General features: G+C 46.4%; 19 protein-coding genes and 1 pseudogene. 8 read left to right on the top strand and 12 right to left on the bottom strand.

The annotated features are described in order from the left end of the window. Positions 1 to 114: 114 nt before the first annotated feature. The 5 genes from U1I11_RS17135 to U1I11_RS17155 all read right to left on the bottom strand — a co-directional run bounded on the left by U1I11_RS17135 (position 115) and on the right by U1I11_RS17155 (position 5,062). Positions 115 to 855, bottom strand: coding sequence for a DUF3226 domain-containing protein (locus tag U1I11_RS17135; protein ID WP_322907378.1), 741 nt, complete (start codon positions 853 to 855; stop codon positions 115 to 117). Positions 856 to 875: 20 nt separating this feature from the next. Beyond that, the gene (locus tag U1I11_RS17140; RefSeq protein WP_322907348.1) at positions 876 to 2,045 is read right to left on the bottom strand and encodes an AAA family ATPase; all 1,170 of its coding nucleotides are present in this window, start codon (positions 2,043 to 2,045) and stop codon (positions 876 to 878) included. A 191-nt stretch (positions 2,046 to 2,236) separates the two neighbouring features. Then, positions 2,237 to 3,067, bottom strand: a complete 831-nt coding sequence (locus tag U1I11_RS17145) for an aldo/keto reductase (protein ID WP_322907349.1) — start codon at positions 3,065 to 3,067, stop codon at positions 2,237 to 2,239. Positions 3,068 to 3,137: 70 nt separating this feature from the next. Further along, positions 3,138 to 4,376, bottom strand: a complete 1,239-nt coding sequence (locus tag U1I11_RS17150; protein ID WP_322907350.1) for a CynX/NimT family MFS transporter — start codon at positions 4,374 to 4,376, stop codon at positions 3,138 to 3,140. After that, complete coding sequence (locus U1I11_RS17155) at positions 4,373 to 5,062, bottom strand: FadR/GntR family transcriptional regulator (protein WP_322907379.1); 690 nt, start codon at positions 5,060 to 5,062, stop codon at positions 4,373 to 4,375. Before U1I11_RS17155 ends, U1I11_RS17150 begins: the two co-directional genes overlap by 4 nt. A 262-nt stretch (positions 5,063 to 5,324) precedes the next feature. Between U1I11_RS17155 and U1I11_RS17160 the strand changes: the two genes are divergently transcribed. Then, positions 5,325 to 6,887, top strand: a complete 1,563-nt coding sequence (locus U1I11_RS17160; RefSeq protein ID WP_322907351.1) for a DUF6359 domain-containing protein — start codon at positions 5,325 to 5,327, stop codon at positions 6,885 to 6,887. Positions 6,888 to 7,305: 418 nt separating this feature from the next. Here the strand turns inward: U1I11_RS17160 and U1I11_RS17165 are convergent, their stop codons facing one another. The 4 genes from U1I11_RS17165 to U1I11_RS17180 form a co-directional block, all read right to left on the bottom strand. Next, positions 7,306 to 7,710, bottom strand: a complete 405-nt coding sequence (locus tag U1I11_RS17165; RefSeq protein ID WP_322907352.1) for a DUF350 domain-containing protein — start codon at positions 7,708 to 7,710, stop codon at positions 7,306 to 7,308. Between the two features lie 103 nt (positions 7,711 to 7,813). Further along, positions 7,814 to 9,541 carry a glutathionylspermidine synthase family protein gene (locus tag U1I11_RS17170; RefSeq protein ID WP_322907353.1) on the bottom strand — a complete coding sequence of 576 codons (1,728 nt, stop codon included), beginning with the start codon at positions 9,539 to 9,541 and terminating at the stop codon, positions 7,814 to 7,816. Between the two features lie 4 nt (positions 9,542 to 9,545). Then, a complete protein-coding gene (locus tag U1I11_RS17175) occupies positions 9,546 to 9,932 on the bottom strand; it encodes a hypothetical protein (RefSeq protein WP_322907354.1) in 387 nt (128 codons plus the stop codon). Then, positions 9,933 to 10,415 carry a hypothetical protein gene (locus U1I11_RS17180; protein WP_322907355.1) on the bottom strand — a complete coding sequence of 161 codons (483 nt, stop codon included), beginning with the start codon at positions 10,413 to 10,415 and terminating at the stop codon, positions 9,933 to 9,935. Between the two features lie 657 nt (positions 10,416 to 11,072). Here U1I11_RS17180 and U1I11_RS17185 point away from each other — a divergent pair. After that, positions 11,073 to 12,365 (top strand): hypothetical protein, encoded by a 1,293-nt coding sequence (locus U1I11_RS17185; RefSeq protein WP_322907356.1) that lies wholly within the window; start codon positions 11,073 to 11,075, stop codon positions 12,363 to 12,365. A 667-nt stretch (positions 12,366 to 13,032) separates the two neighbouring features. Here U1I11_RS17185 and U1I11_RS17190 read toward each other — a convergent pair. Continuing rightward, positions 13,033 to 13,224, bottom strand: a complete 192-nt coding sequence (locus U1I11_RS17190; protein WP_322907357.1) for a CsbD family protein — start codon at positions 13,222 to 13,224, stop codon at positions 13,033 to 13,035. A gap of 266 nt (positions 13,225 to 13,490) precedes the next feature. Here U1I11_RS17190 and U1I11_RS17195 point away from each other — a divergent pair, with 266 nt between their 5' ends. Next, on the top strand, positions 13,491 to 14,147 hold the full coding sequence (locus U1I11_RS17195; protein WP_322907380.1) for an HAD family hydrolase: 657 nt from the start codon (positions 13,491 to 13,493) through the stop codon (positions 14,145 to 14,147). 274 nt (positions 14,148 to 14,421) lie between these two features. Here the strand turns inward: U1I11_RS17195 and U1I11_RS17200 are convergent, their stop codons facing one another. Further along, positions 14,422 to 14,568: a hypothetical protein gene (locus U1I11_RS17200; RefSeq protein ID WP_322907358.1), complete on the bottom strand. Its 147-nt coding sequence runs from the start codon at positions 14,566 to 14,568 to the stop codon at positions 14,422 to 14,424. Positions 14,569 to 14,602: 34 nt separating this feature from the next. On the opposite strand from U1I11_RS17200, the gene U1I11_RS17205 reads away from it, so the two are divergent. Continuing rightward, positions 14,603 to 15,931, top strand: a complete 1,329-nt coding sequence (locus U1I11_RS17205; protein ID WP_322907359.1) for a cryptochrome/photolyase family protein — start codon at positions 14,603 to 14,605, stop codon at positions 15,929 to 15,931. Between the two features lie 230 nt (positions 15,932 to 16,161). After that, positions 16,162 to 17,808: an alkaline phosphatase gene (locus tag U1I11_RS17210; protein WP_416235633.1), complete on the top strand. Its 1,647-nt coding sequence runs from the start codon at positions 16,162 to 16,164 to the stop codon at positions 17,806 to 17,808. 625 nt (positions 17,809 to 18,433) lie between these two features. Here the strand turns inward: U1I11_RS17210 and U1I11_RS17215 are convergent. Further along, complete coding sequence (locus tag U1I11_RS17215) at positions 18,434 to 19,276, bottom strand: DUF72 domain-containing protein (RefSeq protein ID WP_322907360.1); 843 nt, start codon at positions 19,274 to 19,276, stop codon at positions 18,434 to 18,436. 866 nt (positions 19,277 to 20,142) lie between these two features. Between U1I11_RS17215 and U1I11_RS17220 the strand changes: the two genes are divergently transcribed. The 3 genes and pseudogenes from U1I11_RS17220 to U1I11_RS17230 all read left to right on the top strand — a co-directional run. Further along, positions 20,143 to 22,623, top strand: coding sequence for an ATP-binding response regulator (locus tag U1I11_RS17220; RefSeq protein WP_322907361.1), 2,481 nt, complete (start codon positions 20,143 to 20,145; stop codon positions 22,621 to 22,623). Positions 22,624 to 22,625: 2 nt separating this feature from the next. After that, positions 22,626 to 23,510, top strand: coding sequence for a response regulator (locus U1I11_RS17225; RefSeq protein WP_322907362.1), 885 nt, complete (start codon positions 22,626 to 22,628; stop codon positions 23,508 to 23,510). 356 nt (positions 23,511 to 23,866) lie between these two features. Beyond that, a pseudogene (locus U1I11_RS17230) lies at positions 23,867 to 25,480 on the top strand (hypothetical protein); the annotation flags it as partial.

The raw sequence follows: 25,480 nt of genomic DNA on the forward strand, positions 1-25,480 counted from the left end.
GATGGACACATACTTGAATAGCATGAATGATAGCTTCCGCAGGCGACGGGAGCTTTTTTTATTGGCTCGTTTCTGACAAAGGTTAGTTGTTAACCTGGTTATCCAATTAGTTGATTACAATTGCAGTAAAGATTTCAAGAAATCGTCAAGGCTTTTTACCGATGCCAATTGCCTGGTCATTGTTGATATCCAATCATTGTCTTGGATCGATACTTGATTGGCTTTCCCCGGCTTCAAAATATTGGCGATACAGCCGACTATAATTTTGGAGCGATCAGTTATGCCCCATTTATGTTTGTATATATCATGCGTATGATCGACATAGTTTGTCGCGCTGTTCAAAATATCCGAGTATACGACTTCAGCTGCTTGAAGTAACATATCTTCCAATGTACCTTTATGGATGTTGTCCGGGAAAATATGGACGCCAATATTAGGTGCAGTATGTTTAACCTGACCAGGGGAGGTTAATTCGGCAAAATGTTCATGCGCATCGATTAAGCCAGGCAATATTTTACTAAAGCTTTGCACAGCATCTAATGTGTCTGCATCGATAATTACACCAATCGAATTCAAAAACTCGTTTTCTTTGCTTAATATATTCAGCAGTGTTAATCGTAACAGTTTCGGAATTTTTGAAATACCGCCCGCTGAATGGATCGCTATAGAATAATGGTCATTTTGAAAAAAGATCGGAATCGGCACTCTAGCCAAAAGATTTCCTTGATGAGGAAATTTATTCGGTATAACATCTTGCCAGTACGATTGTAAATCGTCGATATGTTTAACACGATCCAAGCCATAAAATTTTAAAATTCTGCCAACTACTTCAATATCGTGCGGACCCTCAACCATTATATAAGAATAGTGCAACGTTATCTCACATCCTGACCTAATTCATATCTTAACGCATACATATCTTCTCCAATAAATCGTTTTGCCACGGTTTTGTCTCTGTCTTTTGATCTTTCTAATCTATACGTTGTCATTTCGTTCAAATGTGCTTGATCGGCAGAAAGAATAGCATCGATAGCTTCTAAACTGTGCGTCGTAATAAATAGCTGTATGTTATATACTTTACAGTTCGTTACGAGCCAATTGAAAAATTTCTTTAATAATTTGGAGTGAATCGCTGTTTCCACCTCGTCAATTAATAACAGCCCATTACGTGCTCTAATCATGGCAGTAGCAATCGTTAAAATTCTTCTTACACCGTCACCATATACGGTAATAGGTACAAACCCCATTGTACGATGCTTGAAATAAGGAACGGTACTATTTACAGATGGAGCAAGCAATTCGATGCCTTCGATGTCTGCGTCAAATTGTTGCAATAGTTGAATAATGCTATTTTCCTCACCAGATATAATACTTTCAGTGATGAATGTTGGAGAAACGGGCAGTATGCGATGATCGATTGGAGAGACTGATTTATATTTAAATAACGGACTTTTCTTCTGACTAGGCACTTTTGCTACTTGGATCGTATTTTGATTAGACATTCGCAGATTGTCGGTAATTGTACTTTGTTCTTCTTCCCAAATATTATCTTTTTTTAGGCTGAAATATAATTCCAATACTCGATTTTCTTCAAATTCTCCTAGGGCAAGATCATAATCATCGATATCCATTGTTTTGTCTATCTGTTCATGAGTAGGAAAGGCTGAGGACTGTTCATAGTTTATCGTATATTCGATGTTTTGATATCCACTATGTCCTAATTTACCATTTGCTCGCAAACGTATTGGATTTCTTATGATCTGATTAAAAGAAAGATGGGATTGGATCGGAAATGTCCACAGAACGTGATCTATTACAGGCAGTCTATTTTTAGAAAGCATAACCGTCATTCGATCTCGGCTTCTCGAGGTGGAAATGAACTGCGATACATCGCCCGGTCTGGATAACAGTTCGATACTTTCTAAAATGGACGTTTTACCGAGATTATTTTGACCGATAATGAGATTGATTTGGCTGAATTGTTTTAATTCTAATTGTTGGATACCACGGTATCCGTCTATATATAAATCCCGAATTGGATTCAATGGGTTACCTCCTTCATAAGCTTAGATAACAAATATTGAACTGGTTTAGCACTTGATTTTTGCCATGCTTATTTCAAACTCATCATAACATAATTCATTCCTAATATAATCTTTCATATCAATAGTAAATTACCATCAAAAAGAGCAGACTCCCGCTTAACGGAGCCTGCTCCTTGCATCCAATCATCCCATCAAAAATTAAAATTATCCGGGTCTGGGCCGGTACGTTCATTTTTGTTCAGTGCGCTTAGCTGGTCGATCTCGTCGATCGTCAACTGGAAGTCGAAAATATCGGCGTTGTCCGCGATGCGCTCTGGTTTGACCGAACGGGTTAGCACGACGACACCTTTGTCGAGTACCCAGCGCAATAGCACTTGGGCAGGGCTTTTGCCGTATTTGTCCGCGATCGTTTTCACCACTTCATTGTCGAACAGCTTGCCGCGTGCGAGCGGTGACCATGCCTCCACTTGAATGCCTTTTTGCACACAGTAGTCGAGCAGTTCGTTTTGCGTCAGCAGCGGATGGAATTCCACCTGATTGACCGCAGGTGTCACTTCGGCATCCGCGAGCAGATCGTCCAGATGATGCGGCTGGAAATTACTTACGCCGATCGCCCGAATGCGACCATCTTTGTACAGCTTTTCCATCGCACGCCAGGAGTCTTTATATTTGCCTTTAACTGGCCAATGGATTAGATACAGATCGAGTACATCCAATCCAAGCTTGTCCATCGTGGCATCAAACGCCGCCAATGTCGAGTCATAGCCTTGATCGGCATTCCACAGCTTGGACGTAATAAACAATTGCTCGCGTGGGATGTCGGATTCGCGAATCGCTTTGCCGACACTTTCTTCATTTTTGTAAGCGGCAGCCGTATCGATCGAAATATAGCCTGCTTTTAGCGCGGCATGCACCGATTGGGTTGCATCCTCGCCTTCTTCTACCTGCCATACGCCCAATCCGAACCACGGCATTTCCACACCGTTGTTCAGCTTGGCGGTTGCTTTGATATGTGTTGTCATGGATGATTCCTCCTTCGGTTTTACATAAACAGCTCACTTATACAACATACCCTATTTTATAGTTATTAATCTATAGTTGTGTACTTTTTACATCTGTACGGTGATCGATATAACCTGGGCTGGCTGCGCCAATTCCTGTATAGAGCAGTGTAAGCGCCGCGATGACGAGTAGAAATAGCGGTGCTGTCCAGCTCCCGGACAGATCATGCAAAATACCGAACAATGTCGGCCCGCACGCCGCCAGCAAATAGCCGATCGATTGCGCCATCCCGGACACTTCGGTCGCCTGCTCTGGCGTACGGGTACGCAAATTGAAAAACATCATCGACAGACTGAATGAGGCGGCACCCGCGATGCCGATTAGAATGAGGCTGATCGCAATGAACACCATATGACCGCCACCCCAAATCAGCCCGGCAAGTCCGATCAAATATAGCACGACCGTCACCAGCACGAGCAAGCGCTGCGTGGCAAGACGTGCCGCCAGAATCGGCACCATAAAATTAAACGGCAACATCGAAAATTGCATCAGTGACAGCATATAACCTGCCTGCAATCGGGTTAGCCCTTGCTGCTGCAAAATATCTGGCAACCAGGCGATCGATACGTAAAAGATCAACGACTGCATGCCCATAAAAAACGTAATTTTCCACGCCAGCGGTGAACGCCATACACTTTGTCCAGCATGTTTGGCGCGTGCAGCAAGGCGAGCGACCCGGTTATGACGTAACTGTGTCGTCCAGAGCAGCAGCGCCACCGTAGCAAGCACCGTCCACGTCAAAATCGATCCTTTCCAGCCTAACCCACCATTCAGTGCCAATGGTAAACTGACCGCAGACGCTAGCGCGGCAAACACATTCGTACAGATCGAATAAATGCTCGTCATCAAACCGATCCGATGCGGAAATTCACGTTTAATCAGCCCCGGCAAAATGACGTTTACGACCGCAATCGCCAGCCCTGTCAAAAATGTACCGAGGATCAGCATGGTCAACCCGCCAAACGGACGCAGCCAGCCGCCGATCACAAGCACGATCAACGAGCCGAAAATAATTTTCTCCATCCCATAACTGCCTGCCATTTTCGCCACAAACGGCGATAATAGTGCAAACGCCAGCAACGGAATCGTCGTCAAAAAGCCTGCCATCGTATTGGAAATCGGGAAATCGCCGCGAATTAGATCAAGCAGCGGACTTAGCCCGGTAATCGGACTGCGCATATTAAACGAAACGAACAAAATACAAAACAGCAGAAACGCCGGATTGCGCAAATGGGCGGACGTGCCGGGTGGTTGTAACGGATTGTTCATAATGTGTGCTTCCCTTCTGCCAGCTTACTTTTAAAATGCTGAATATAATCGTCGACAATCGCCGCTGCCTGCGCTTCATCGCGCTTGCGAATCGCGGCAATTAAATTGCGATGCCCGGTATGATCATGCCCGTTATCATCGACTTCGGTCGTGCTCATAATCGACATTTGAATACGTTCAAACAGATGTTGATACAGATCGACCAACAACGGATTACCCGCTGCCGCTACAATCGTTTGATGAAGCTGCATATCGACATCGACAAAGCGCTCAATCTGCCTGTTCGCTCGATATTGCTCACATCGCTCTGCATAACGATCCATCGTGGCAAGCTGTTGTTCCGTACGCCGCTCACACGCCAGCATTACCGCTTCCCGCTCAAGCGCATGACGCACTTCCAACATCTCAATCGCACTTGAGCTGCTAAGTCGCTTTTGCAACACAGGTCCTAGCGGGCTGTCGGCAACGACAAATGTACCGTCGCCCTGGCGTGTCGACAACAGCCCTACATGCACGAGCGCCCGCACCGCTTCGCGCAATGTATTACGGCTGACGCCGAATTGCTCCATCAGATCGGCTTCTTTCGGAATGCGCATGCCTACTTTCCAAACACCGCTGCGAATTTGTTGTTCCAGTCGTTCGCAAAGCTGCTCTACGAGTGACTTTTTCTCTAATTTATCAAAAATATAAATCGCCTCCGTGTAGATGTGGTACGTAAATGATGAAATTCGCCGTTAATCGGCTATGTTTCGATGGTTTAGTTGAAAGGTAGGATGATTGACACATTGGACATTTTAGCGAAATTCACGCGATTTGTCCACTTTCCACTATTACAAAAGTAAATTTTATTAAATTTTTACATAAAAGAGGAATTTGCTAGATAAAAAAGAATTATCTTTATTAAAGAATCACATTTTGCCCATACATGCGGGTACAGGAGGCGTGCTTATGAAGCATCAGATGAACAAAAGACTGTCAGCAATCGTACTGACAGCATTGCTGGCGGTCACCTCGTTATTGACGATTGTGCCACAGCAGGTAAAGGCAGCAGACGCATTAACGGTAGCACAGGCAATTCAAGCGCAAAATGGCGGTACAATTACAGTCACCGGTATTATAGTCGGTCATGCAAGCGGCTCGCAGACGGCGAATTTCAAAAGTCCATTTGCCAATGACTTTAACGTCCTATTGGCAGATAGCAGCAGCGAAACGAATACAAGCAAGCTGCTGGACGTACAAATCACATCGTCGTATCGCTCCCAATTCGGACTGCAAACGAATCCGGGTCTAGTCGGCAAAACGGTTACCGTTACCGGCACAGCGGGTACATATAACAATTTTGCAGGCGTAAAAAGCCCAACCGCAATCACATTAGGCGGCGACAGCACAACGCCAACACCAAATCCTGATCCAGGTACCACACCGCCGAATGGATCAGGCAAAAAAGTATTGTTCGACAACTCCCATGCGCAAACTGCCGGTGCGGCGGACTGGGTCATTGACGGCGGTTTCTCCGACTTTGCCAGCGCACTGCGCGCTGACGGCTTTACAGTAGACGCATTGGAGCGCTCGATTCCGTATACATTTGGCGAACAGGCGATCACCTATGACAAACTGAAAAACTATGACGTATTCGTGCTCGCTGAGCCAAACGTGCCATTCAAAACGAGCGAGCAAGCAGCGATGTTGCAATATGTGAAAGCAGGCGGCAGCATTTTCTTCATCGGTGACCATTACAATGCCGATCGCAACAAAAACCGCTGGGATGGTTCTGAAGCGATGAACGGCTATCGTCGTGGCGCTTACAACAATCCAGCACTCGGCATGAGCAGCGAAGAAGCGAACTCGCCGGCGATGCAAAATGTGAGCAGCTCTGACTGGCTTGGCAGCAATTTTGGTATTCGTTTCCGTTACAATGCACTTGGCGATGTGAACGCGACCGATATCGTAGCGCCAGCCCAATCGTTTGGCATTACACAAGGCGTTAGCTCGGTAGCGATGCATGCCGGTTCGACACTGGCGATTATCGATCCGAATAAGGCAAAAGGGATCGTTTACATCCCAACAGGCGTATCCAAATGGGGCAATGCGGTTGACCAAGGCGTATACAATGGCGGCGGACGTGCCGAAGGGCCATATGCGGCAATCTCCAAGCTGGGCAGCGGCAAAGCAGCTTTTATCGGTGATTCCTCGCCGGTGGAAGATGCGACACCAAAGTACAAACGCGAAGAAAACGGACAGACGAAAAAAACGTACGATGGCTTCAAAGAAGTGGACGATTCCACACTGCTCGTAAACACGGTACGCTGGCTGGCACAAAAGGAAAGCTATACCGATTTCACCCAAGTGAGCGGTCTGACACTGGACAGCAAAACATCACTGCTATCGATCGAAAACCCATCCACATCGACCGAACCACAAAAAGAACCGTGGGCAGCACCGGATGCAGGCTACAAATGGTATGATCCAAAAACATTCAAATTCGGCTCGTACGGATATGTAGCGTCCTGATTGGAGCGTAGTACAATACAGAGCGTGTCTTATGTCAGGCATACGATGTGATGCAGTGTGCAACTGTATAGTATGTAGAGTATAAGATACAGTCATTACCGGATCGGTTGTCGTTAGCTTAGTACGAAGATCAAGTTAAAGGTTAACTTTGATTATCTACTGAAATCTTCATCACTAAGAGCTTGAGCCAGCTTCAAAAATCAAATTAATCTCGGTCAAGGTAGTAGATTGTCTCAACTAAATTCATAGTATGCCTATGTTATGATCGCTTCATCATGAACACGTTGAAATGCGTTCGAACCTGCTTGTTCATGGAGACATCTTACTAAGTGCCGCTGCAATTGCTGTTAAATAAATAAACAGGCTCTCTAATCCTTACACGGGGATAGAGAGCCTGTTTGTTTATGTGCGGTGCAATTTACATCACAAACGTGCCAATGACAAACGAAATACCGATAATAAGTGAACGCAGCAATTGAGCAACCGCCATATTGCCATTTTCAATCTGTTGACATACTTTAGTACGCGGCGTAACGAGATCAAAAATAACATACACGAGACAAAGCACAACGATCCCAACCGCCGACCAGACGATCACATCGAGCCAGTTATTAGAGTTGATCGAAACGAGTCCGACAATAATACATAGACCGAGCAGCTTACTGCCCATATACATACCTGCCGCTTCATTGCCCTCGGCAATTTGCTTATTGTCGTTATAACGAGTGAGCAGGCTAAAAATATAATACCCTACCAGCAAAACAGCGAATAAGATGACTAGCCCGATCCCTACATGTATCAGATCATTGGCAAAGTTTTTCAATGGAATGTCCTCCTCAAAATAAATGGTTCAAATCAATAGTTTGCACGCAGATGTCCTTTTCAGGGGCGGCAGTTTTGGACACGCTAGTCAAGTGGGGAGCGGTTTATGTATCCGCCGCATCCGTATGTTTGCCAGTGTCGTGGTCGGTACCTGCATCCGGGCGCACGGCTGCGGCACAATAATACGCCAGATTGTCGGTCACTTTGCTGCCGATGCGCGGCAATAGCCCGGCAAATCGTCCGCCGATTACAAATGCTCCGGTCAGCAAATAACCTTCGTACATACCATCCGCCGTTTCGACACAAACCTGCTCCATCGGCTGTAGCTGCTGGTAAATCTTCGGCTGTTCGGCATAATAGGCGGCGGTTGCTGCCAGCTCGAGTTGCTCCAGCTCGGCGGGCGATAATGACTCCCAATCCACTGCTGCGGCATCGCCGTTCAGTAGCGATGAATGGGAGGCGCCAAGCGAATATGGATTGGATAAATAGGATAACGCGTTTGAAGTTTCATCACCCTGCGCTGTATACTCCGATGTTTGGTACTGGGACGCATTGTGCCGGGACGTATTTTGCTCAGACGCATTATGCTCATACGTCTTGTGTTCAGACGCATTGCGCTCAGATGTATTGTACTCAGACGCATTATGCTGGGACGCATTATGCTCAGGCACTTTATACTCAGTTTCTTGCTGTTCAGCGGCTTTCTGTTCCAGCGCTCCATGCTCAGGTGCTGCTTGTTGCGCTGTCGCCGTCACTTCTTTTTGGTCGGACACGGTGATCATCCCCGGCTGTTCCACAAGCTCTGTGCCTTGCCCTTCACGCCCAAAATAACTTTTGCTGACATAAGGGATGCCTGTTTGTATAAATGGCTCTGGTGTAAAATAAGTCGGCAGCATATACCGTTCGATCCAGCTGCATTCCTCGGGCGTAAACAGCCGAAAGCCAGCATAATCGACTAACTCGTCATTGCGTTCATACAGCGACCAGAGCGTGGCGACAAAGCCTTTGCTCTGCGTAATAATATGCTGTACCGGATTGATCAAACCAAGCTTGCCTGCTTCGATCAATTCCAACAGATCAAGCCCGACTAGGCGTCCGCTGTTTTGTTCGCGATCCTCTACCAAATATTCCAGCGGGTACAGTCGATATAACAGCTCAATCCGCGCATCACCGCTATACAGTCCTTCATGGGGCACGATACGGAGCTGCTCTAGCGGTACAAATTCCGCTTCGATACCAGCAAGTTGACATTGCTCTAACATATACAATGTGTTGATACGATCTTCGTCATGCCAATCATAGCTGGTCATATACAGTTTGCCGCCTAACCCGCGTTGCCGATAATACTGTACAGCGGTCACAAACATCGTTTGCAGACAATCATTCATCTGTGCTGAAGCAGGATGGAATTCACGTGCATAATGGAGCAGTTTGGCTTCCAAATAGGCGGTTTCGGGAATGCCGGTCGGTGTTTCCGTATTGTTTTCGATACATTTGAGTTGTCCATCTGTGCCGATAATCCAGTCCATTCGTGTCAGACCGTCCCAGTTTACCGGCAGACAGGCGATCCGCGCCAGCACGGGATGAATAGCAAGCTGATCGGTCAGATAGCTGTGCGGTAAGTGCTGTTGCACAAATTGCAATGTTTTGCGATACAGTCCATGCACGCGTTCACAGGCAAGCGCAAGCGCCGCATATTCCGCTGCACTATAGATTGTGAGCGCTGGCAAACAATACGGCTTGCCATACATCGTATGATACGGAATCCGCTCTGTCAGTTCATCGACGAACAGTTGGCTATGTGGCACATTCAGATTGTACATCGTGCGCATCACATCACCCTCCAAAAGACGAGAAAAACGAGCCAGAGCTGCCAAAACCGCTATGTGAATCGGACGAGCTGCTATGTTTGTAATAGCGACTGCTGGAAGAACCGCTTGAAGAATGGCTGGAATACGTATTGCAATTGTACGGATTGCCATTCTGATCATACTGACAATTTGCTTCATCATTATCCGCACATGCCGTTAGCGCTACAGGCACAGTCAGTAATAGCGAAAACGCCACCATCCGCGCTCGTTTGCTATGCACATTGTCGGTATGATGTGTATGATCGGCAGCTGGCTCGGACTCCGCTCCATATATGGCAGGTGTGCCGATATGGGCTGCGGTTGGCTGTATTGCCATAGCTTCCGTTTTATCGTGAGAACGATTCGCTTCCATTTACACATCCACCTCGCTCATAAAAATCATTACCTTTTGTCGATCTGCATCCAATGTAATATAGAGCAGCTCGTACGTGATCCCAGCCTCGGTGCGATAATGATCGAGTAATACCTTTGCCATCTCGAGCGTCGACATCCAGCGGGTCGCCTTTTCCCGGCGCTCAAACTGACGACCGTTCCAAAGCCAATATTCCAGCTCCAAACGGGTAGGATAATCTTTTTGCCCGGAAATGGTGCGTGCTAGTTGTTGCTGATACGGGGCAGGCAGCTCGTCTGCGAACGGGCGCACATAAATAGTATGACGTTGATCATCTTCGGTTTCATGCGATACATGCACCCAGATACGGTGGTGCAGCTTAATCGAATCAACTAGCTTGTACAAAAACAGTTCTTCCTGCGCCACAGCAGCATATTCATAAATCATGCCTAACTCGCGTTCTTCCTGTTCTGACCATTCTATGTAACATAGTGGATTGTACATCCGTTTGTGCTCACTCCCTTTTGCTGATCGATAGTATGACTTCCATGTTTACGATACATCGCTAAAAAAAGATGCATAAATTCCATTTTTAGATAAAATAGCAAATTTGACAACTATAAATTACAGCTATAACGTGCATAGTAGTAGCTTGACCGTGTTAAATAAGCAATTTGATATCGCATAGCAGCGCTGTTCTCCTGCTATGATTTCAGTGTGTTTTTCATAAGATGTAGTCGATTAAAGATCGAATGTAAGCTGGTCAAGTTAATAGGCTGTCTCCAGTGAAAATCAGATTCGAATGCACTTCAATATGTTCATAATGAAGCGATTATAAGATTGGCATACTATGAATTTAATGGAGACAAAGTACGAGACCGGAATTTCGTCGTCTGTTTGCTCCAGTTGATCGGTAGAAATAAAAAGATAAATTCGATATTGGTAAATCGTCATCATCCGCTTGTATAATAGGTGCAAGCTACTCACGTTTTTGGCTGTATGCTAATCCGAGCGGAGGCAATGAACCGTTGTGATTGAGGCAATCGATCGGTTTAGTTTACAGCCGCCCTTGGATAAACGTCTGCCGCTTCCGGCGTCTGTAATGTCAGGCGCAGGGTGCAATGAATGATCGTTCCGCACTGCACAGGGAGGTTAGACTGTATGAATAAACGTTTTACACTGCCATCTGTTGGCGCGAATTATCGTAACTCGCGTTCACCACGGCGTCGCTGGACAGACGGAATGATGCCGATTGTGTTGCTGTTATTGATCGGTATCGCGATCCGTATTTGGCTGGGCGGGCGCTATCCGGGCTTTATCGATGATCAGCGTCTATTTGTGCAATGGATGAACGATGTGGGCAATTACGGGCTAGGCAAGGTGTATATGAACAATGGCGGGATTAACTATCCACCGGTATTTTTGCTAATTATGCAAGGTTATGCTGGACTGTTACGGCTGCTCGGTTTGCAGGCGATGGCGGGAACGTTAACGTACAAAAGTTTGCTAATTATGCTCGATATGCTTGCCTTTATCGTCGTGGCGATCTGGTCGCGCAAGGCAGTCCAGCCGCGTACCCGTTTGCCATTATTGGCATGTTTTGCACTCAACCCAGTATTGATTGTGAACGGTGCCGTCTGGGGACAGGTCGATGTGCTGAACGGGATGCTCATGGCAGGTTCGCTATTGCTATTATTGTCGCTACCGCTCGCGGCGGGCATATTGTTCGCATTAGCGCTGCTGACCAAGTTACAGGCGATCGTTATCGCGCCGGTCATTGGCTGGTATGTGTTGCGCTGTTTGCGGGAACGACGCTTGCGTCCAGTGGTGTTACTCATAGTAGGCGCTTTGCTGCCGTCGCTTGTTGCCGGACTGTATTTTGCCGGTCATGGCGGGCTGAATTCGATGATTCGTGGCGCCTATTTAAGCGCGGTTGGCATGTATACACAGGTGACGCTAAATGCGCTAAATATTTGGTATTATCTCGTTGGGGTTGCGCCGGATACGAATGATACGACCCGGTTGTTGGGCATCATCACGCTGCGACATATCGGGTTGTCGTTGCTGATTGTCGCCGTGTTGTATAGCGGCTGGTATATGCTGCGAATTCGTAAGCTGGATACGGCTGCTGTGATGAAGGCAGGCGTATGGCTCTGTTTTGCCTTTTTTATGCTGCCAACTGAAATTCATGAACGTTATAGTGTGCCGGCATTAATTGTACTGCTGTTTGTGGCGATGCTCGATTCACGCTGGATTGTATTGGCGCTGCTGTTAAGCGTAACGATCACCTACAATTTGTGGTCGGTCATGATGAGCACACTTACACCTGCGCCAGGAATTGTAGTGGCATGTCTGCATGTGCTTGCTTTTGCCTGGATGGGGTGGAGGTTGTGGCGTGAGAAGAAGGCTGGCGATGTGTCGACTGGACAGACAAAAGGTTGGCGTAGGCGGTAGGGGAGAGGGTCGTTCGCGTTAGCGATGTAGTTTACCTACCGATATGTTCTAAAAGTAGTTGAACGATTGGAATTGACAGTTGTTTCATAATTGATTATTGGATTGGCTCAAGTAAATTGGCGGTAGTGTTTTCACTGAAGTATTGGTGCAAACACTACTGCGGTTCGCATCCTATGAGGTGGGTTCATCTACTATGTAGTACTTTGAACATGTTAAATTTTAATTTTTCTTGCGTTGTTACATTGTTATAGTTCAGCAACCGACAAACAAGCGCCGCAGCTCTACAGTAGAGATACGGCGCTTATTTATACATGCATATTGTAGTTGAAATTAATCGTATGCATCATGATTGCAATCACTCCTATGATCATAGGAGTAATCAGAAAATATAATGAGCATCATCGGAAAATCGTCGATCTCATACTCCCAACATGTCAGCATATTTCTGAAATCTATTCATGTAATAGCTTAAATTCGATGTTATACGAATATCGTTATCACTTTACATCTTATTTGCAGCGACATTGTACATCGTGATTATAGACGCTACAGCCGAGTAGACAGTGCGTGCTATAACGAGCATAAGCGCTTTAAGTGATGCGTGTATAGTAGTTCCGACTATTTACGATTCCGGCTGCCGATGGCAACTAGACCGAATAAGAATCGATTAGTGATTGTGGTGATCTTTCGCTTCGCCGACTTTTTGCTGAACTTCGCCTTTCGCTTTATCGACTTTACCTTCTGCTTGTAAGGAAGCGTTGTCGGTTGCGTTACCGAATTGGTCTTTGGCTTCACCTTTAATTTTGGAAATTGTACCTTTGATTTTGTCACCTAGTCCGCTATCTTTATGTTCTGTCATTATAAACATCTCCTTTTCGTAAGTTAGTCATGTTCGGTATTCATGTGTCGATTGGAGCATGGTTTCTATTACCCTCGATAACTTGCCTTTAAACAAAAGCTGACACGCCGCCAGTTATATTCATTTTCGATTAGACTGCGGGTAATCATGTTTTGACCAGCGCTAAAGAGGCTGTAGTTGAACAACGGCTGTACATCTGTATAATCGTGCTTATAGTACAGACGCAAGGCAATCGATACACAAAGGAAGGGGCAAATAACTCGATGATTAAGGCGGTTGTGTTTGATTTTGATGGACTAATTCTCGATACGGAAACGGTCTGGTTTGAATGTTATAAAGAGGTGCTGGCTCGTTATCAGTTGGAGCTGACGTTGGAGCAATTTGCGCCAAGCATCGGGACGCATAATGATGATTTCCGCAATTATGTGGAGCATGAATTAGGTAAGCCTGGCATCGGACATACGATTGAGCAGGAAGTGTCGACGATGATTCCGGGGCGTGTCGATTTGATCGAAGCTCGTGCCGGGGTACAATCGTATTTGCAAGAAGCGCGCCAGCTCGGTTTGCGCATTGCGCTGGCGACCAGTTCGGATCGTCAATGGATCGATTATTATTTGCAGCGGCTTCAGCTTCGTTCGTATTTTGAAGTGATCAAAACGAGTGATGATGTGTCAGCGGTTAAACCTGACCCTGAGCTGTATTTGCGGGTCATCGATGAGCTAGGCATTCGTGCTGACGAAGCGGTCGCTTTTGAAGACTCGCTCAACGGATTGCGGGCAGCAAAAGCGGCAGGACTGCATTGTACGATCGTACCGAATCCGGTCACATCGCTGTTGCCGTTTGAGCATTATGATTTGCGTCTGTCTTCGATGGAGGAGATGTCGTTGTCCGATGTGCTCATACGTCTGCGCCCACAGGCGTAAACAGCGGGGTGCTTGACTGAGCTGTCTGCCTGCTTTTGTGCTACGTCTCGACGTAATGAATGGTGTGCTAATTAGTTCTATGTATTCACTTTAAGTTGAAGTATGCGTAGCTCATTACAGCTTTAATTATTGAGCCGCTTGCTGTTGATGTGCACTCGCTGAAATTTTCATTCAGCTTATTTTCATTTGCAAAATAATGATGTGAAACGAAACGACAAAACGATAAGCTGGACGGTTTGAACATGCGCTCTAGGCAAAGATGCGGAAAAAGCGATCAGGCATCTGCTTGCTCACCCTGCTGCTGCCTGCGCTTGCCAGCTGTTGTGAATACAAAAGTATTTGCGCAATTACCGGATTCATATACCGCTACACTGCCGCGTGTAGCGCTCGCCAAATCGGGTATATATTTAGATGGCGGCATGCCATTCACCTATTGCACACAGGAGGATACGGCATTGAAATTGTTTATTCATCGCAAAGACTTGCGCATTCATGATCTGGCAGGTTTTGATTATATTAAAGATACAGGTGCAGACAGTATGCATATGCTCATTATCGATCCATTTTTGCTGCGCAAGCAGCGCGAGCAGGAGCATAGCGGCATTAATTTTCTGCGTCATGTACAGCGGCTGACTCGGCAATATCATCGGCATCAGCGGAAGCTTCAGCTTGCTTACGGGAAGCCGGAGGAAGTGCTGGACTTTATTTTGGAGCAGTATGAAATTGATGAAGTGGTCGCTCATCGTGATTTTACGCCTTATGCGTGTGAGCGTGATCGCAAGCTAGAGCAAGTCGCCAAGCAGCATGGAGCCGAGTTTACGTTGCTGCTGGATCATATGATGATTCACGTGGAACAATTCGCCGCTTTTACAGGTAAAGATGGCTATTACAAAGTGTTTGCCCCCTTTCACCGCAAATGGCTCGATTTTCTAGATGCCCACCCGAATCCGGTGTCTCCGGTATCGTTAAGTGAGCTTAAGGTGAGCAAGCAGCAGTTGGAATTGCCGCAGCGATTTGCGTTGCCATTTGCATTGGATGAGTTCAAGCCTGCAGATGATCCGCAGCCGAAGTTGAAGCAATTTGTGCATAGTAAAATCAAAGATTATGGCGAGGAACGCGATTGTTATGCGATCGATCCGTCGAGCGAGCTAAATCCGCATTTTGTGGCAGGTGCGCTGTCGGTACGGGAAATGTACAGCAGTGCGATTCAGCAGGCACATAGTGAAGAATGGATTCGCCAGCTTGCGTTTCGCGATTTTTATTTGTACCAGGCGATTATGGATGATAACTATTTCCATTATGAGCGAAAGTATGATCTGTCCGCGCTGGATGATCGTCATTTTGCAGCATGGTATCGCGGGGAGACGGGCATTCCAGTCATTGACGCTTCGATGCGGCAGTTAAACGAAACGGGCTGTATGCATAACCGGCTGCGCATACTGTCCGCGATGTTTTTGACCAAAAATTTGCAGTGTCCGTTTACGCTTGGTGAGCAATATTTCCGGCGCAAACTGCTTGATTACGACAATATTATTAACCGGGGCAATTGGATGTGGTGCGCTTCACTCGGCGTAAATGCTGCGCCGTATTTTCGCGTCGTTAATGCGGTCACTCAATCTGCCAAATATGATCCGCAAGGTGATTATATTCGGCAATGGCTGCCACAATTAAAACATTTGTCCGCCAAACAGATTCATCAACCACGCCCGGATGCGATCGTCGATCTGAAAACATCGCGTGCGGCAGCGATCGATGTATACAAAGGAATTGTGAACAGCTTGTAAAAAATGACCCAACCGATATGCATAAAACGCAATAATGAGCCATTTTTGTTAATGTTTAGTTAACAAAATGGCTCTTTTTTTACATTCACCCCCTATTTGTCTGTACATCCCGTTAATTATCGGTTGTTACAATCAATTCGGCACACAAGCCTGTACATAGGATAATTCGAACCAATCGGTATCCAATACAAACGATATGAATAGGAGATGACAATATGATAATGAGTACAATGAAACAACAAATGAAGCGTAAGGGGGCATCTGTAGTTGCAGGTACGCTTGCCGCGGCATTGCTGTTCGGTATGCCTGCAACTATCGGGGATGCAGCGGCAAAGCAGCAGCCGGAGATTAAAGCGAAAAACGTCATTATGCTCATTCCCGACGGCATGGCACAAGATGCGACCGCATTGGCACGCTGGTACAATGGTGGCGAGCTGCTAGCATTGGATGAAATGGCAAGCGGACTGGTACGCACGTATTCTGCGGACGCAGCGATTGCGGATTCCGCTCCGGCAGGTACCGCCTTTGCGACCGGCTACAAATCCCATACCGGTTATGTCGGCGTATTGCCTGACCGCAACACGATGCCAGGTTTGAAAGCGTTGAAAGCTGGTGACGAGAAGCGTCCGGTCGCCAATATTTTGGAAGCGGCAAAGCTGTCGAACAAAGCAACTGGCATTATCGCCACCTCTGAAATTATGCATGCGACCCCAGCCGATTTTAGCGCTCACTATCCGGATCGCAGCAACTATGATGCGCTAAGCGAGCAGCAAGTGTATGCCGGTATCGATGTGGTGCTTGGCGGTGGTGCGCAATATTTTACCGCGGCAGGTCGTAAAGATGGAGAAGATTTGACAGCGGCTATTCATCGGCTTGGCTACAATGTAGTGACCGATACGGCAGGGCTGAAGGCAGCGGGGAATGGCAAAGTATGGGGCATGTTTGCCGATAAAGGAATGGATTACGATATCGATCGTGATCCTGCCAAACAACCGAGTCTGGCGGAGATGACGTCGAAAGCGATCGATATTTTGTCCCAAGATAAAGACGGCTTTTTCCTGATGGTAGAAGGCAGTAAGATCGACTGGGCGGCACATGCCAATGATCCGATCGGCATTATTAGCGATGTGAACGCATTTGACAAAGCGGTAGCGCAAGCGCTGGCATTTGCGAAAAAAGATGGCAATACGCTCGTGATCGCTTCGACTGACCATATGAACGGCGGTCTGACGATCGGTGACCGCGACACTTCCAAAACATACGATAAACTGCCATTGTCCACCTTTATCGATCCGCTCAAAAAAGCCAAAGTGACCGGCGAAGGATTGGAAAAGCTGTTCAATAGTGATCGCAGCAATATCGTACAGGTGATGAGCGACAACTTTGGCATTACCGATCTGACCGCCGATGAAATCGCAGCGATTAAAGATACAAAAGCAGGCAGCATGAACTACACCGTCGGCCCGATGATCAGCAAACGCGCGCATATCGGCTGGACGAGTAACGGTCATACCGGCGGCGACGTCGTACTCTATTCCTACGGCCCTGGCGGCAAACAGCTTACCGGTCTTGTTGAAAATACCGATATCGCCCGCTATATGGAAGCTGCACTCGGTCTGAATTTGGCAGCGGTCACCGAGCAGTTGTTTGTGCCGGCAGAACAAGCTTTTGCCGCCAAAGGAGCAACTGTCACTTGGGATCGCACCGATGAGCGCAATCCGGTAATGGTCGTTACGAAAGCGAGTGATACACTGCGCTTGCCAGTATACAAAAACATCGCCAGCTTAAACGGCAAAACCGTCAATCTGAACGGCACGATCGTCTTCAACGGCGAAAAAACATTCGTACCGCAAGCAGCAATCAACTTGATTAAATAAGCTGTGTCACAATGACCGTGAAACGATAACGAGTCCAACGATTCCGCTATGCTGTAAAGTTTCAACTTAAACACACGTCATACGCTTCCAAATAAGCAGAGCAGCAAATCTAATAAAGTTAATAGCCAATCCAATCAGTATAGCAGCAAAGTGCAGAGCGTATCGATGTTATCTAGGAAAGTATCCATGACTCGTTTGCACGTCTGTCTATGTCCAGACCGCTCTGTCTATAGTTAATGTAGTATAACTAAACCCCCTTCACGCTGATAACAGCAGGAAGGGGGTTTTAGCGATCATGGTGACTCGTTTGTCATGCTTGATCGTGCGTTTTTACGCTGTGTATCCTGATTGATAGTATGTGGATAACTAGAGCGTGTCTGCAAAATTGGCGTGTTGGGGGAGCTACCACTGCGGTATAAAATAAGGGCACGGATTCCCGCCTCGTACCGGAATGTATGAACTGGGAGTACACGGTAGATTTCCATGCTCAAAAGAGGTAGGGTCTTTTGCTACGCCAAAACTTCTGTTCATGACACCCCGTGTTTGAAGAACACAAACACTAGCAGCCGTTCTACCCCTTAATTTCCTTCTCGCAGTGAAGTGCTGCTCGCCACGCTGTGCTTGATTATGAATCTACACGATGGTTGTCGGACAGCGCATGTTGCTCAGCCAACAGCGCGATCAACTCCTGTGCATTCGGAGTCGCATCGCCAGCCGAGTTGTTGTTGAACACGACATAAATATGCTCGCTTTGTTGTTGTAACTCGAGCAGACGATCGCGCCATTCGGTTAATTCTTCGGTGCTATAGCGGTACAAATAGCGCAGCTTGCGCCAGTCGGGATGGTTGCTTTTGTGCCAGCCGTCCACATTTCGTCCATGCATACGCACATACGTCGCTTGTGTGGAAGTCGCTGCGCTAATGATCGGAATCGATCCGATCCCCGCTTGCGGTTCATCGACGATCGTATGAATCCAATTCTCTTGCCGCATAAATTCCAGCGTCCGTTCGCGGAACTCTGGCATATACCATGTCCGATTGCGAAATTCTAGTGCGCAGGGAATGTCTTTCATTAGTTCTCTCGTTTCACGTAAAGTATCCACATTGTCGCGTGTACAATCAAACCAGGGCGGATATTGAAACAATGCCATCCGCAACTTGCCTGCATCAAGCGCTGGCTGCAATGAAACATGAAATGCCGCAAACATTTCTTCCTTTGTATCAAAATAATTTTTCTTGCCACGCAGATGCCCAGTCATGCCTTGATACGCCTTGAAAATAAACCCGAAATGCTCCGGCGTTTGCTCCACCCAGCGGGTTACATTTTTGACAGGTTGTACCGCATAAAAAGAACTATCGATCTCCACGATCGGAAAATGCGTACTATAGGCAGGCAAACGCTCCGGCGCTTTCAACTTCCCATACAGCTCCGGATGATCGCCAAAGCCGGTTAGACCAATCTCGATCATCGTTCATCTCTCCTTTACGTTAGGCGACAACGGGTAGTTCGTTTCATATTCGCCTAGTGTGAGTATAGTGGTGAAAGTAACGAATAGCGCCATCGTTGGATGAATCATCGCGTTGAAATACGGATTGGTTTCATCGTGCAATGAACATCTGCTTCAATTGCTTGATCAATTGCTTAATTAAAGGGGGCTTTCATTTGCAGCGAATGATCTTGTACGAACACTTTTGATTGCACTAATATAAATGGTCTTGAGTGCATATGTATATTGTATTAAACTAATCTGCACTAGCCGAATATCGTAGCGTTTGTACATATGATTATTTTGTATATTGGATGATGCAGTACTCAATCACCTTAATAGCAAATGAAATCAATATATAGCTTACCTTACTGCTGGATCGAAGCTAATATTTTTGGTGAACATCTACCCAAGCGTGATGATGGCATTGCAACTGCACAAATAGGTGAAAAATAAAACTGTACCGCTGATCCTCTATAACAAGCACAGTCGGCTGGATTACAGACGATGCGGATGGAAATGACTGCATCAAGATGGTCATGATCAAACAGCGGCTTGTCTACGAAAAAGTCGCTGTTTTTCGTTGTTGGATGAATTGTTCATTCCCTTAACTATATCTGTTATGCTACAATAGTTCAGCATATGATGTATTTATTGTATGCTTTGAAGCAGTAAACAACAGATGATCTATGCCCATACATACAACAACTACGCGACTACATAAACCAACGACTAACACGACGCCCCCCTATCGTTTCAGCTTGTTTTTCTTCCGACAGTTATACGATCTTGGTTAGCTGAAACCGGACAGATTTATTCAAACCTTAAGCAGGAAGTGATTTTGGCGTATGCCGGTCATCTATTATATTCAAACTTCGGCGATCGGACTTTGCATCAATCTGATTATCGCCCTCCATATGCTTGCGCATCGTGAGCAAAAAAGTCATGCTCGTGCTTACTTCTGGGCACTGCTCTTTTCCAATATGATATTGCTCGTGTTGGAAATGCTGCTGAATATATATACCGGCAATGATGCGCCCATAACCACTATTATTTTGAATGTTATTGTAGCGTTATTTTATACGATGAATCCGGTACCAGAGGCGCTCTGGGTGCTGTATCTTGATTCGATTATTCGGCAAAATACGCGGCGCAGCAGTCGATGGTTGCTCATCGCTGTATGCATTCCGCTCGTCGTTAATATGCTCTTTGCCGTGACCAGTCCATTTACTCATATTTTGTTCGTAATTGACGATAATAATGTGTATAGTCGTGGGCCTTATTTTGGCATGATGCTGCTCTGTTGTTATTGCTATTTGGTGTACTGTTTGCTGATGGTTGTAATTAAACGAAACGAGCTGCAATCCAATGAATTAATGGTAGCGCTATTTGCAGCATTGTTGCCGGTTGTGGCGGGCACGCTGCAAAGTTTATTTTACGGGATGAGTTTGATCTGGATTTCACTATCGTTTTCGCTGCTGATCGCTTATATTAATTTGCAAAATGAGCAGGTATACCGAGAGCTGAAAACATTAGATCGGATGAAAAATGAATTTCTCGCCAATACGTCCCATGAACTGCGCACTCCACTGCACGGCATTATCAATATGACGCAATCCGTATTGGAACATAGCGATGACCGATTGGAACGGGAACAGCGTCAACATTTGCAAATCGTCGTTTCCTCTGCCAAACGACTCACTAATCTGATCAATGACATACTGGATATATCCAGTATGCGCAGTGGCGCGATTTCGTTACAACTCGCCCCGGTTCATTTGCATACGGTTGCCGATACGATTTTGAGTGTGATGGAGCGGCTTAAACATGATCCGGATATTGTGCTGCTGAATACGATCCCTCCCAATTTACCGTATATCGATGCGGATATAGAGCGTATGCAGCAAATTTTATACAATCTCGTCGATAATGCGTTGAAGTTTACCGATCATGGACAGATTGAATTGGGAGCGGAAGCAGGCAGCGGTCAGATTAAAGTCTGGGTACAGGATACCGGTCGGGGCATTCCTGCTGCCCATTTGCATACGATCTTTCATCCTTTTTATCAGATCGATGGCGGGATGAATCGAGAGCGCGGCGGGACAGGGCTTGGGCTGGCAATTACCCAAAATTTGATTGCACTGCATGGCGGTACGATTGAGGTGTCGTCTGTGGAAGGTCAGGGAAGTCGCTTTCTGTTTACGCTGCCGATTCATGCTGGACAGCAGCGACTGCCTGTTAAGAGCGCGCAAACGAATCATTTGCTGCTAACAGCGGATTCATTTGAAGATCGCAGCATCGGCGGATTGGAGTTCACGTCACAGGCGAAGCCAGGCAGTTATAAAATACTCGCTGTTGACGATGATGCGACAGGTCTTAGAGCGCTGTTTCATATTTTGGATCGTGCAGGGTATGAAATGAAAGCTGTATCAAGCGGCGCGGCAGCTTTGGAGCAGTTAACGCCCCATCATCCTTACGATCTGGTCATTCTCGATGTGATGATGCCCAAAGTGTCTGGTTATGACGTGTTAAAACATATTCGGGCACAGTTTGCACTGGTCGATTTGCCGGTGTTACTGCTCACAGCGAAGACTAGAATGGACGATATGCTGCAAGGTTTTGCAGCAGGTGCAAACGATTATTTGCACAAACCGTTTACGACTGAGGAGCTGAAAGCTCGCGTCCACACATTGGCACAGCTTAAAGGGCTCGTACGTGCGCGCTTGGAAAGCGAGCTGTCCTTTTTACAGGCGCAAATCAAGCCGCATTTTCTGTTTAATTCGCTTAGTGTGATCACGGCATTGAGCATTCGGGAGCCCCATCATACACAGCGCTTATTATATGATCTGGCGGATTATTTACGCGGTCGTTTTCAATTCGAACATACGAACGGATTCACATCATTATCGTCCGAGCTGGCGACGATTCGAGCGTACGTATCGATTGAACAAGCGCGATTTAGAGATACATTGCATGTGCAGATCGAGGCGGAGTCTTTGCCAGAACTATCGATTCCGATGTTGCTCATCCAGCCATTGGTTGAAAATGCGATCCGGCATGGCATCGCGCCAAAGCCAGGTGGTGGCACGGTCACATTACGCGTCCGTTCTGCGCCGCAAGCGACGGAAATTCAGATTATCGATGATGGAATCGGAATGTCGGAGCAGCAACTACAGTCGGCATGGCATGAGCGTGAAAGGGGCTCTGGCATCGGACTTTATAATATTCAGCGTCGCCTGTTTCTGTATTACGGTCGTGGTCTGGACATCCAAACTGTGGAAGGAAAAGGAACGACGATAAGTATGATCATTCCTCATATGGAAGGGTGAGCATGATGTTACGTACGATTATTGTGGACGATGAACCGTATATTTTGGAGCATACCGAAATTATGCTGCGCGAGCGCGCCGAAATTGAGATTGTAGCTACGTATAAGGATGCGATTCAGGCGTTACATGATATACCTGTGCTTAAACCAGACTGTGTATTTCTTGATATTGAGATGGCTGGCATTAACGGTATTGAGTTGGCGAACCGGTTGATCGCTTTTTTGCCCGAATTGCTGATTGTGTTTGTAACGTCACATAATCATTTTGCCTCCCAAGCATTTGATGTGAAAGCAGCGGACTACTTGCTCAAACCGGTACGCCCGGAACGGCTGTATCATACGGTCGATCGTTTGCTTGCCAAACGTCCAGTGACAAGCGACCAGCCCGCGCGGCAAAATGAATGTCATATCCAGTGTCTGGACACATTCGAGCTGTCTGTCAATGGAGCATCGGTCAAATGGAGTCGTTCCAAAGCAAGGGAGTTGCTCGCCTATATGCTTTGCTACGAAAATAAATGGATTTCCAAACATAAGCTTTGTGATGAATTATGGCCAGACACTACGCCAGAGCGAGCGTTATCGTATTTGCAAATTTGTATGCATTCATTGCGCAAAACGTTACGGGAAGCGCATTGTCAGCAAATCGAAATCAAGTATGCGAGCAATCGGTATATTGCGATTGTACGTACCGAACAGTGGGATGTGCGGCAATTTGATCAGGCATATGAACGGTTTTTGCGCACTGCTGACGCCAAAGATGCCCGAGCTGCGCTTGCGCTCTATGAAGGCAACTATTTGGATAGTGAAGACTGGTCATGGTCGGTGCTGACGAGGGAAGATTATATATGCAAGGCAGAGAATTTGAAAGAAGCGCTAATGCTCGCATAAATGAACAGTGCGCCGGAAGGTGTAATGCGTACAGACAGATTGTTTTTATAAATAGTTTGTAAATGAAGGGATAATGCTACAGTGATGTGGCATTGTCCCTGTTTGTATTGGAGCGGATTGTTTTTATTTTCAAAAATAGTTTTGGAAAATGACTAAATATGTCATTTGGAGCAGGATTTATGTCGAGTTTGTAAGTGTGTTGTAATTTGTACAGTATACACTGAGCGATAGTTGTGTTGTTTGTGTTATCGGTAAAGGGTAACAGCGGTCATGATGGCACCAGTAGAACAGATGCCGGAGTATTTGGCAACAAACTACAAACAAACAAGAGCTATATTTTATGCGGAGGCGATAGGATGAGACAACAGCAAGTGTGGGGTCGGATTGCGATCATTAGTTTAGTTATTTTGTTAATGACAGGGGTAGTTCCGTTACAGCAAGTGCATGCGGGTAGCGGACCAGTAGCAATAAACGTTACAACTAATCAGTCATATAACGATTTACAAACTGCATTGGACGCAGCAGGAGACGGGGAAACGATTCAGTTATTGGATGACACAAATACGGGCAGTACTAGTGCACCCGGCTATGTATTTAATCATATAAATAAAACGGTCACTTTGGATTTGAATGGATATACGATATTCTTTTACGCTGGAATGAATGGTGCCACGTCGAATGATGGTATCAACGCTACATTACAAATTGTCGCAGGTACTGTAAATGTTGAGGATACAAGCAATGCTCAGACGGGCAAAATTATATCATTCCGGCCTCCTATGGCGATGAGCACTTTAGGTTCTGCAATTAATATTGCCGCTAAAGGTACATTGAATTTGAAGTCTGGGACCGTAGCAGGCCCTGGTCAAGCAATTAATGCCTATGAAGCAGGCGCGCATTTTAATATTAGCGGCGGTTGGGTGTTTGCTGATTGGTCATATGGCGGCGATAGTCAAGCGATTACGGCAACTGCCGGGGTGTATGGCACGATCTCCGGTGGATACATCGGTAGTCTCGATCCTAGCTCAGCCATTATTCAAAGTACGGTTCCGCTTGATCCTGCCTTTTGGAGCATCACAGGCGGCTATTTTACGATGGATTCGTATACGGATACAGCCACTCATAAAATTTCCGACTTTGCTACAAACTCATCCATGAATACACTCGCTTTACCAGCGAGCCAGTCGATTTCGATGTATTCTATTTCGATGTCATTCCCGTATCAATTGGTACCATTTCCAACAGAACAGACTCCGGCAGCATCCATTGATCCGTTCAACGAAGCATTAATCGGCTTAACGGCAAATGCCAGTTATACGGTCAACGGAAACACGTACACGGCGGATGCAAACGGAGTCATTCCGTTGCAACCGAGTTGGATCGGCAGCAAGCTGAGCATTGTCAAAACAGGGATAGCGAAGACAACTATCAACAGCCCGATACAATCACTGACGATTCCTGCATATTCGGCAGCACCGATTGTGACAGCAGATGACACACTGGATCAGATTACAGGTATCACGAGTGCAATGGAAGTGTCAATCGATGGCGGTAAATGGACAACGTATTCCTCAAGCAATCCGCCATCATTGAGCGGTAATCATACGGTGAAGGTACGTTATGCAGCAACGATCCAGCCATTAGCATTGGCAAGTATGGCGACGACATTGACATTTAACGCTGCAACACCAACGCCGACACCGACACCAACGCCGACACCGACACCAACACCAACGCCGACACCAACACCAACGCCGACACCAACACCAACGCCGACACCAACACCAACGCCGACACCAACACCAACACCGTCGGCAGGTTATAACGTAACGGGAACGGTAGTGGAACCGAATGGAAATACAGTCACAGCCGTAACCTATGCGAATGTGCAACTGTATCAAGGCAATATGGCAATCGCCAATACGGTAGTGACCGATGCGTACGGAAATTTCACGATGACCGGTGTAAGC

Origin of the sequence: Paenibacillus campi, from assembly GCF_034659835.1 — a bacterium.
Taxonomy (GTDB): Bacteria; Bacillota; Bacilli; order Paenibacillales; family Paenibacillaceae; genus Saccharibacillus; species Saccharibacillus campi.

Bases quoted from the DNA above. Each gene is read 5' to 3' on its own strand.
- U1I11_RS17135 (WP_322907378.1), bottom strand. From the start codon at position 855: ATGGTTGAGGGTCCGCACGATATTGAAGTAGTTGGCAGAATTTTAAAA.
- U1I11_RS17145 (WP_322907349.1), bottom strand. From the start codon at position 3,067: ATGACAACACATATCAAAGCAACCGCCAAGCTGAACAACGGTGTGGAA.
- U1I11_RS17150 (WP_322907350.1), bottom strand. From the start codon at position 4,376: ATGAACAATCCGTTACAACCACCCGGCACGTCCGCCCATTTGCGCAAT.
- U1I11_RS17160 (WP_322907351.1), top strand. From the start codon at position 5,325: ATGAAGCATCAGATGAACAAAAGACTGTCAGCAATCGTACTGACAGCA.
- U1I11_RS17170 (WP_322907353.1), bottom strand. From the start codon at position 9,541: ATGCGCACGATGTACAATCTGAATGTGCCACATAGCCAACTGTTCGTC.
- U1I11_RS17175 (WP_322907354.1), bottom strand. From the start codon at position 9,932: ATGGAAGCGAATCGTTCTCACGATAAAACGGAAGCTATGGCAATACAG.
- U1I11_RS17180 (WP_322907355.1), bottom strand. From the start codon at position 10,415: ATGTACAATCCACTATGTTACATAGAATGGTCAGAACAGGAAGAACGC.
- U1I11_RS17185 (WP_322907356.1), top strand. From the start codon at position 11,073: ATGAATAAACGTTTTACACTGCCATCTGTTGGCGCGAATTATCGTAAC.
- U1I11_RS17190 (WP_322907357.1), bottom strand. From the start codon at position 13,224: ATGACAGAACATAAAGATAGCGGACTAGGTGACAAAATCAAAGGTACA.
- U1I11_RS17200 (WP_322907358.1), bottom strand. From the start codon at position 14,568: ATGCCGCCATCTAAATATATACCCGATTTGGCGAGCGCTACACGCGGC.
- U1I11_RS17210 (WP_416235633.1), top strand. From the start codon at position 16,162: ATGAAACAACAAATGAAGCGTAAGGGGGCATCTGTAGTTGCAGGTACG.
- U1I11_RS17215 (WP_322907360.1), bottom strand. From the start codon at position 19,276: ATGATCGAGATTGGTCTAACCGGCTTTGGCGATCATCCGGAGCTGTAT.
- U1I11_RS17220 (WP_322907361.1), top strand. From the start codon at position 20,143: ATGCCGGTCATCTATTATATTCAAACTTCGGCGATCGGACTTTGCATC.
- U1I11_RS17225 (WP_322907362.1), top strand. From the start codon at position 22,626: ATGATGTTACGTACGATTATTGTGGACGATGAACCGTATATTTTGGAG.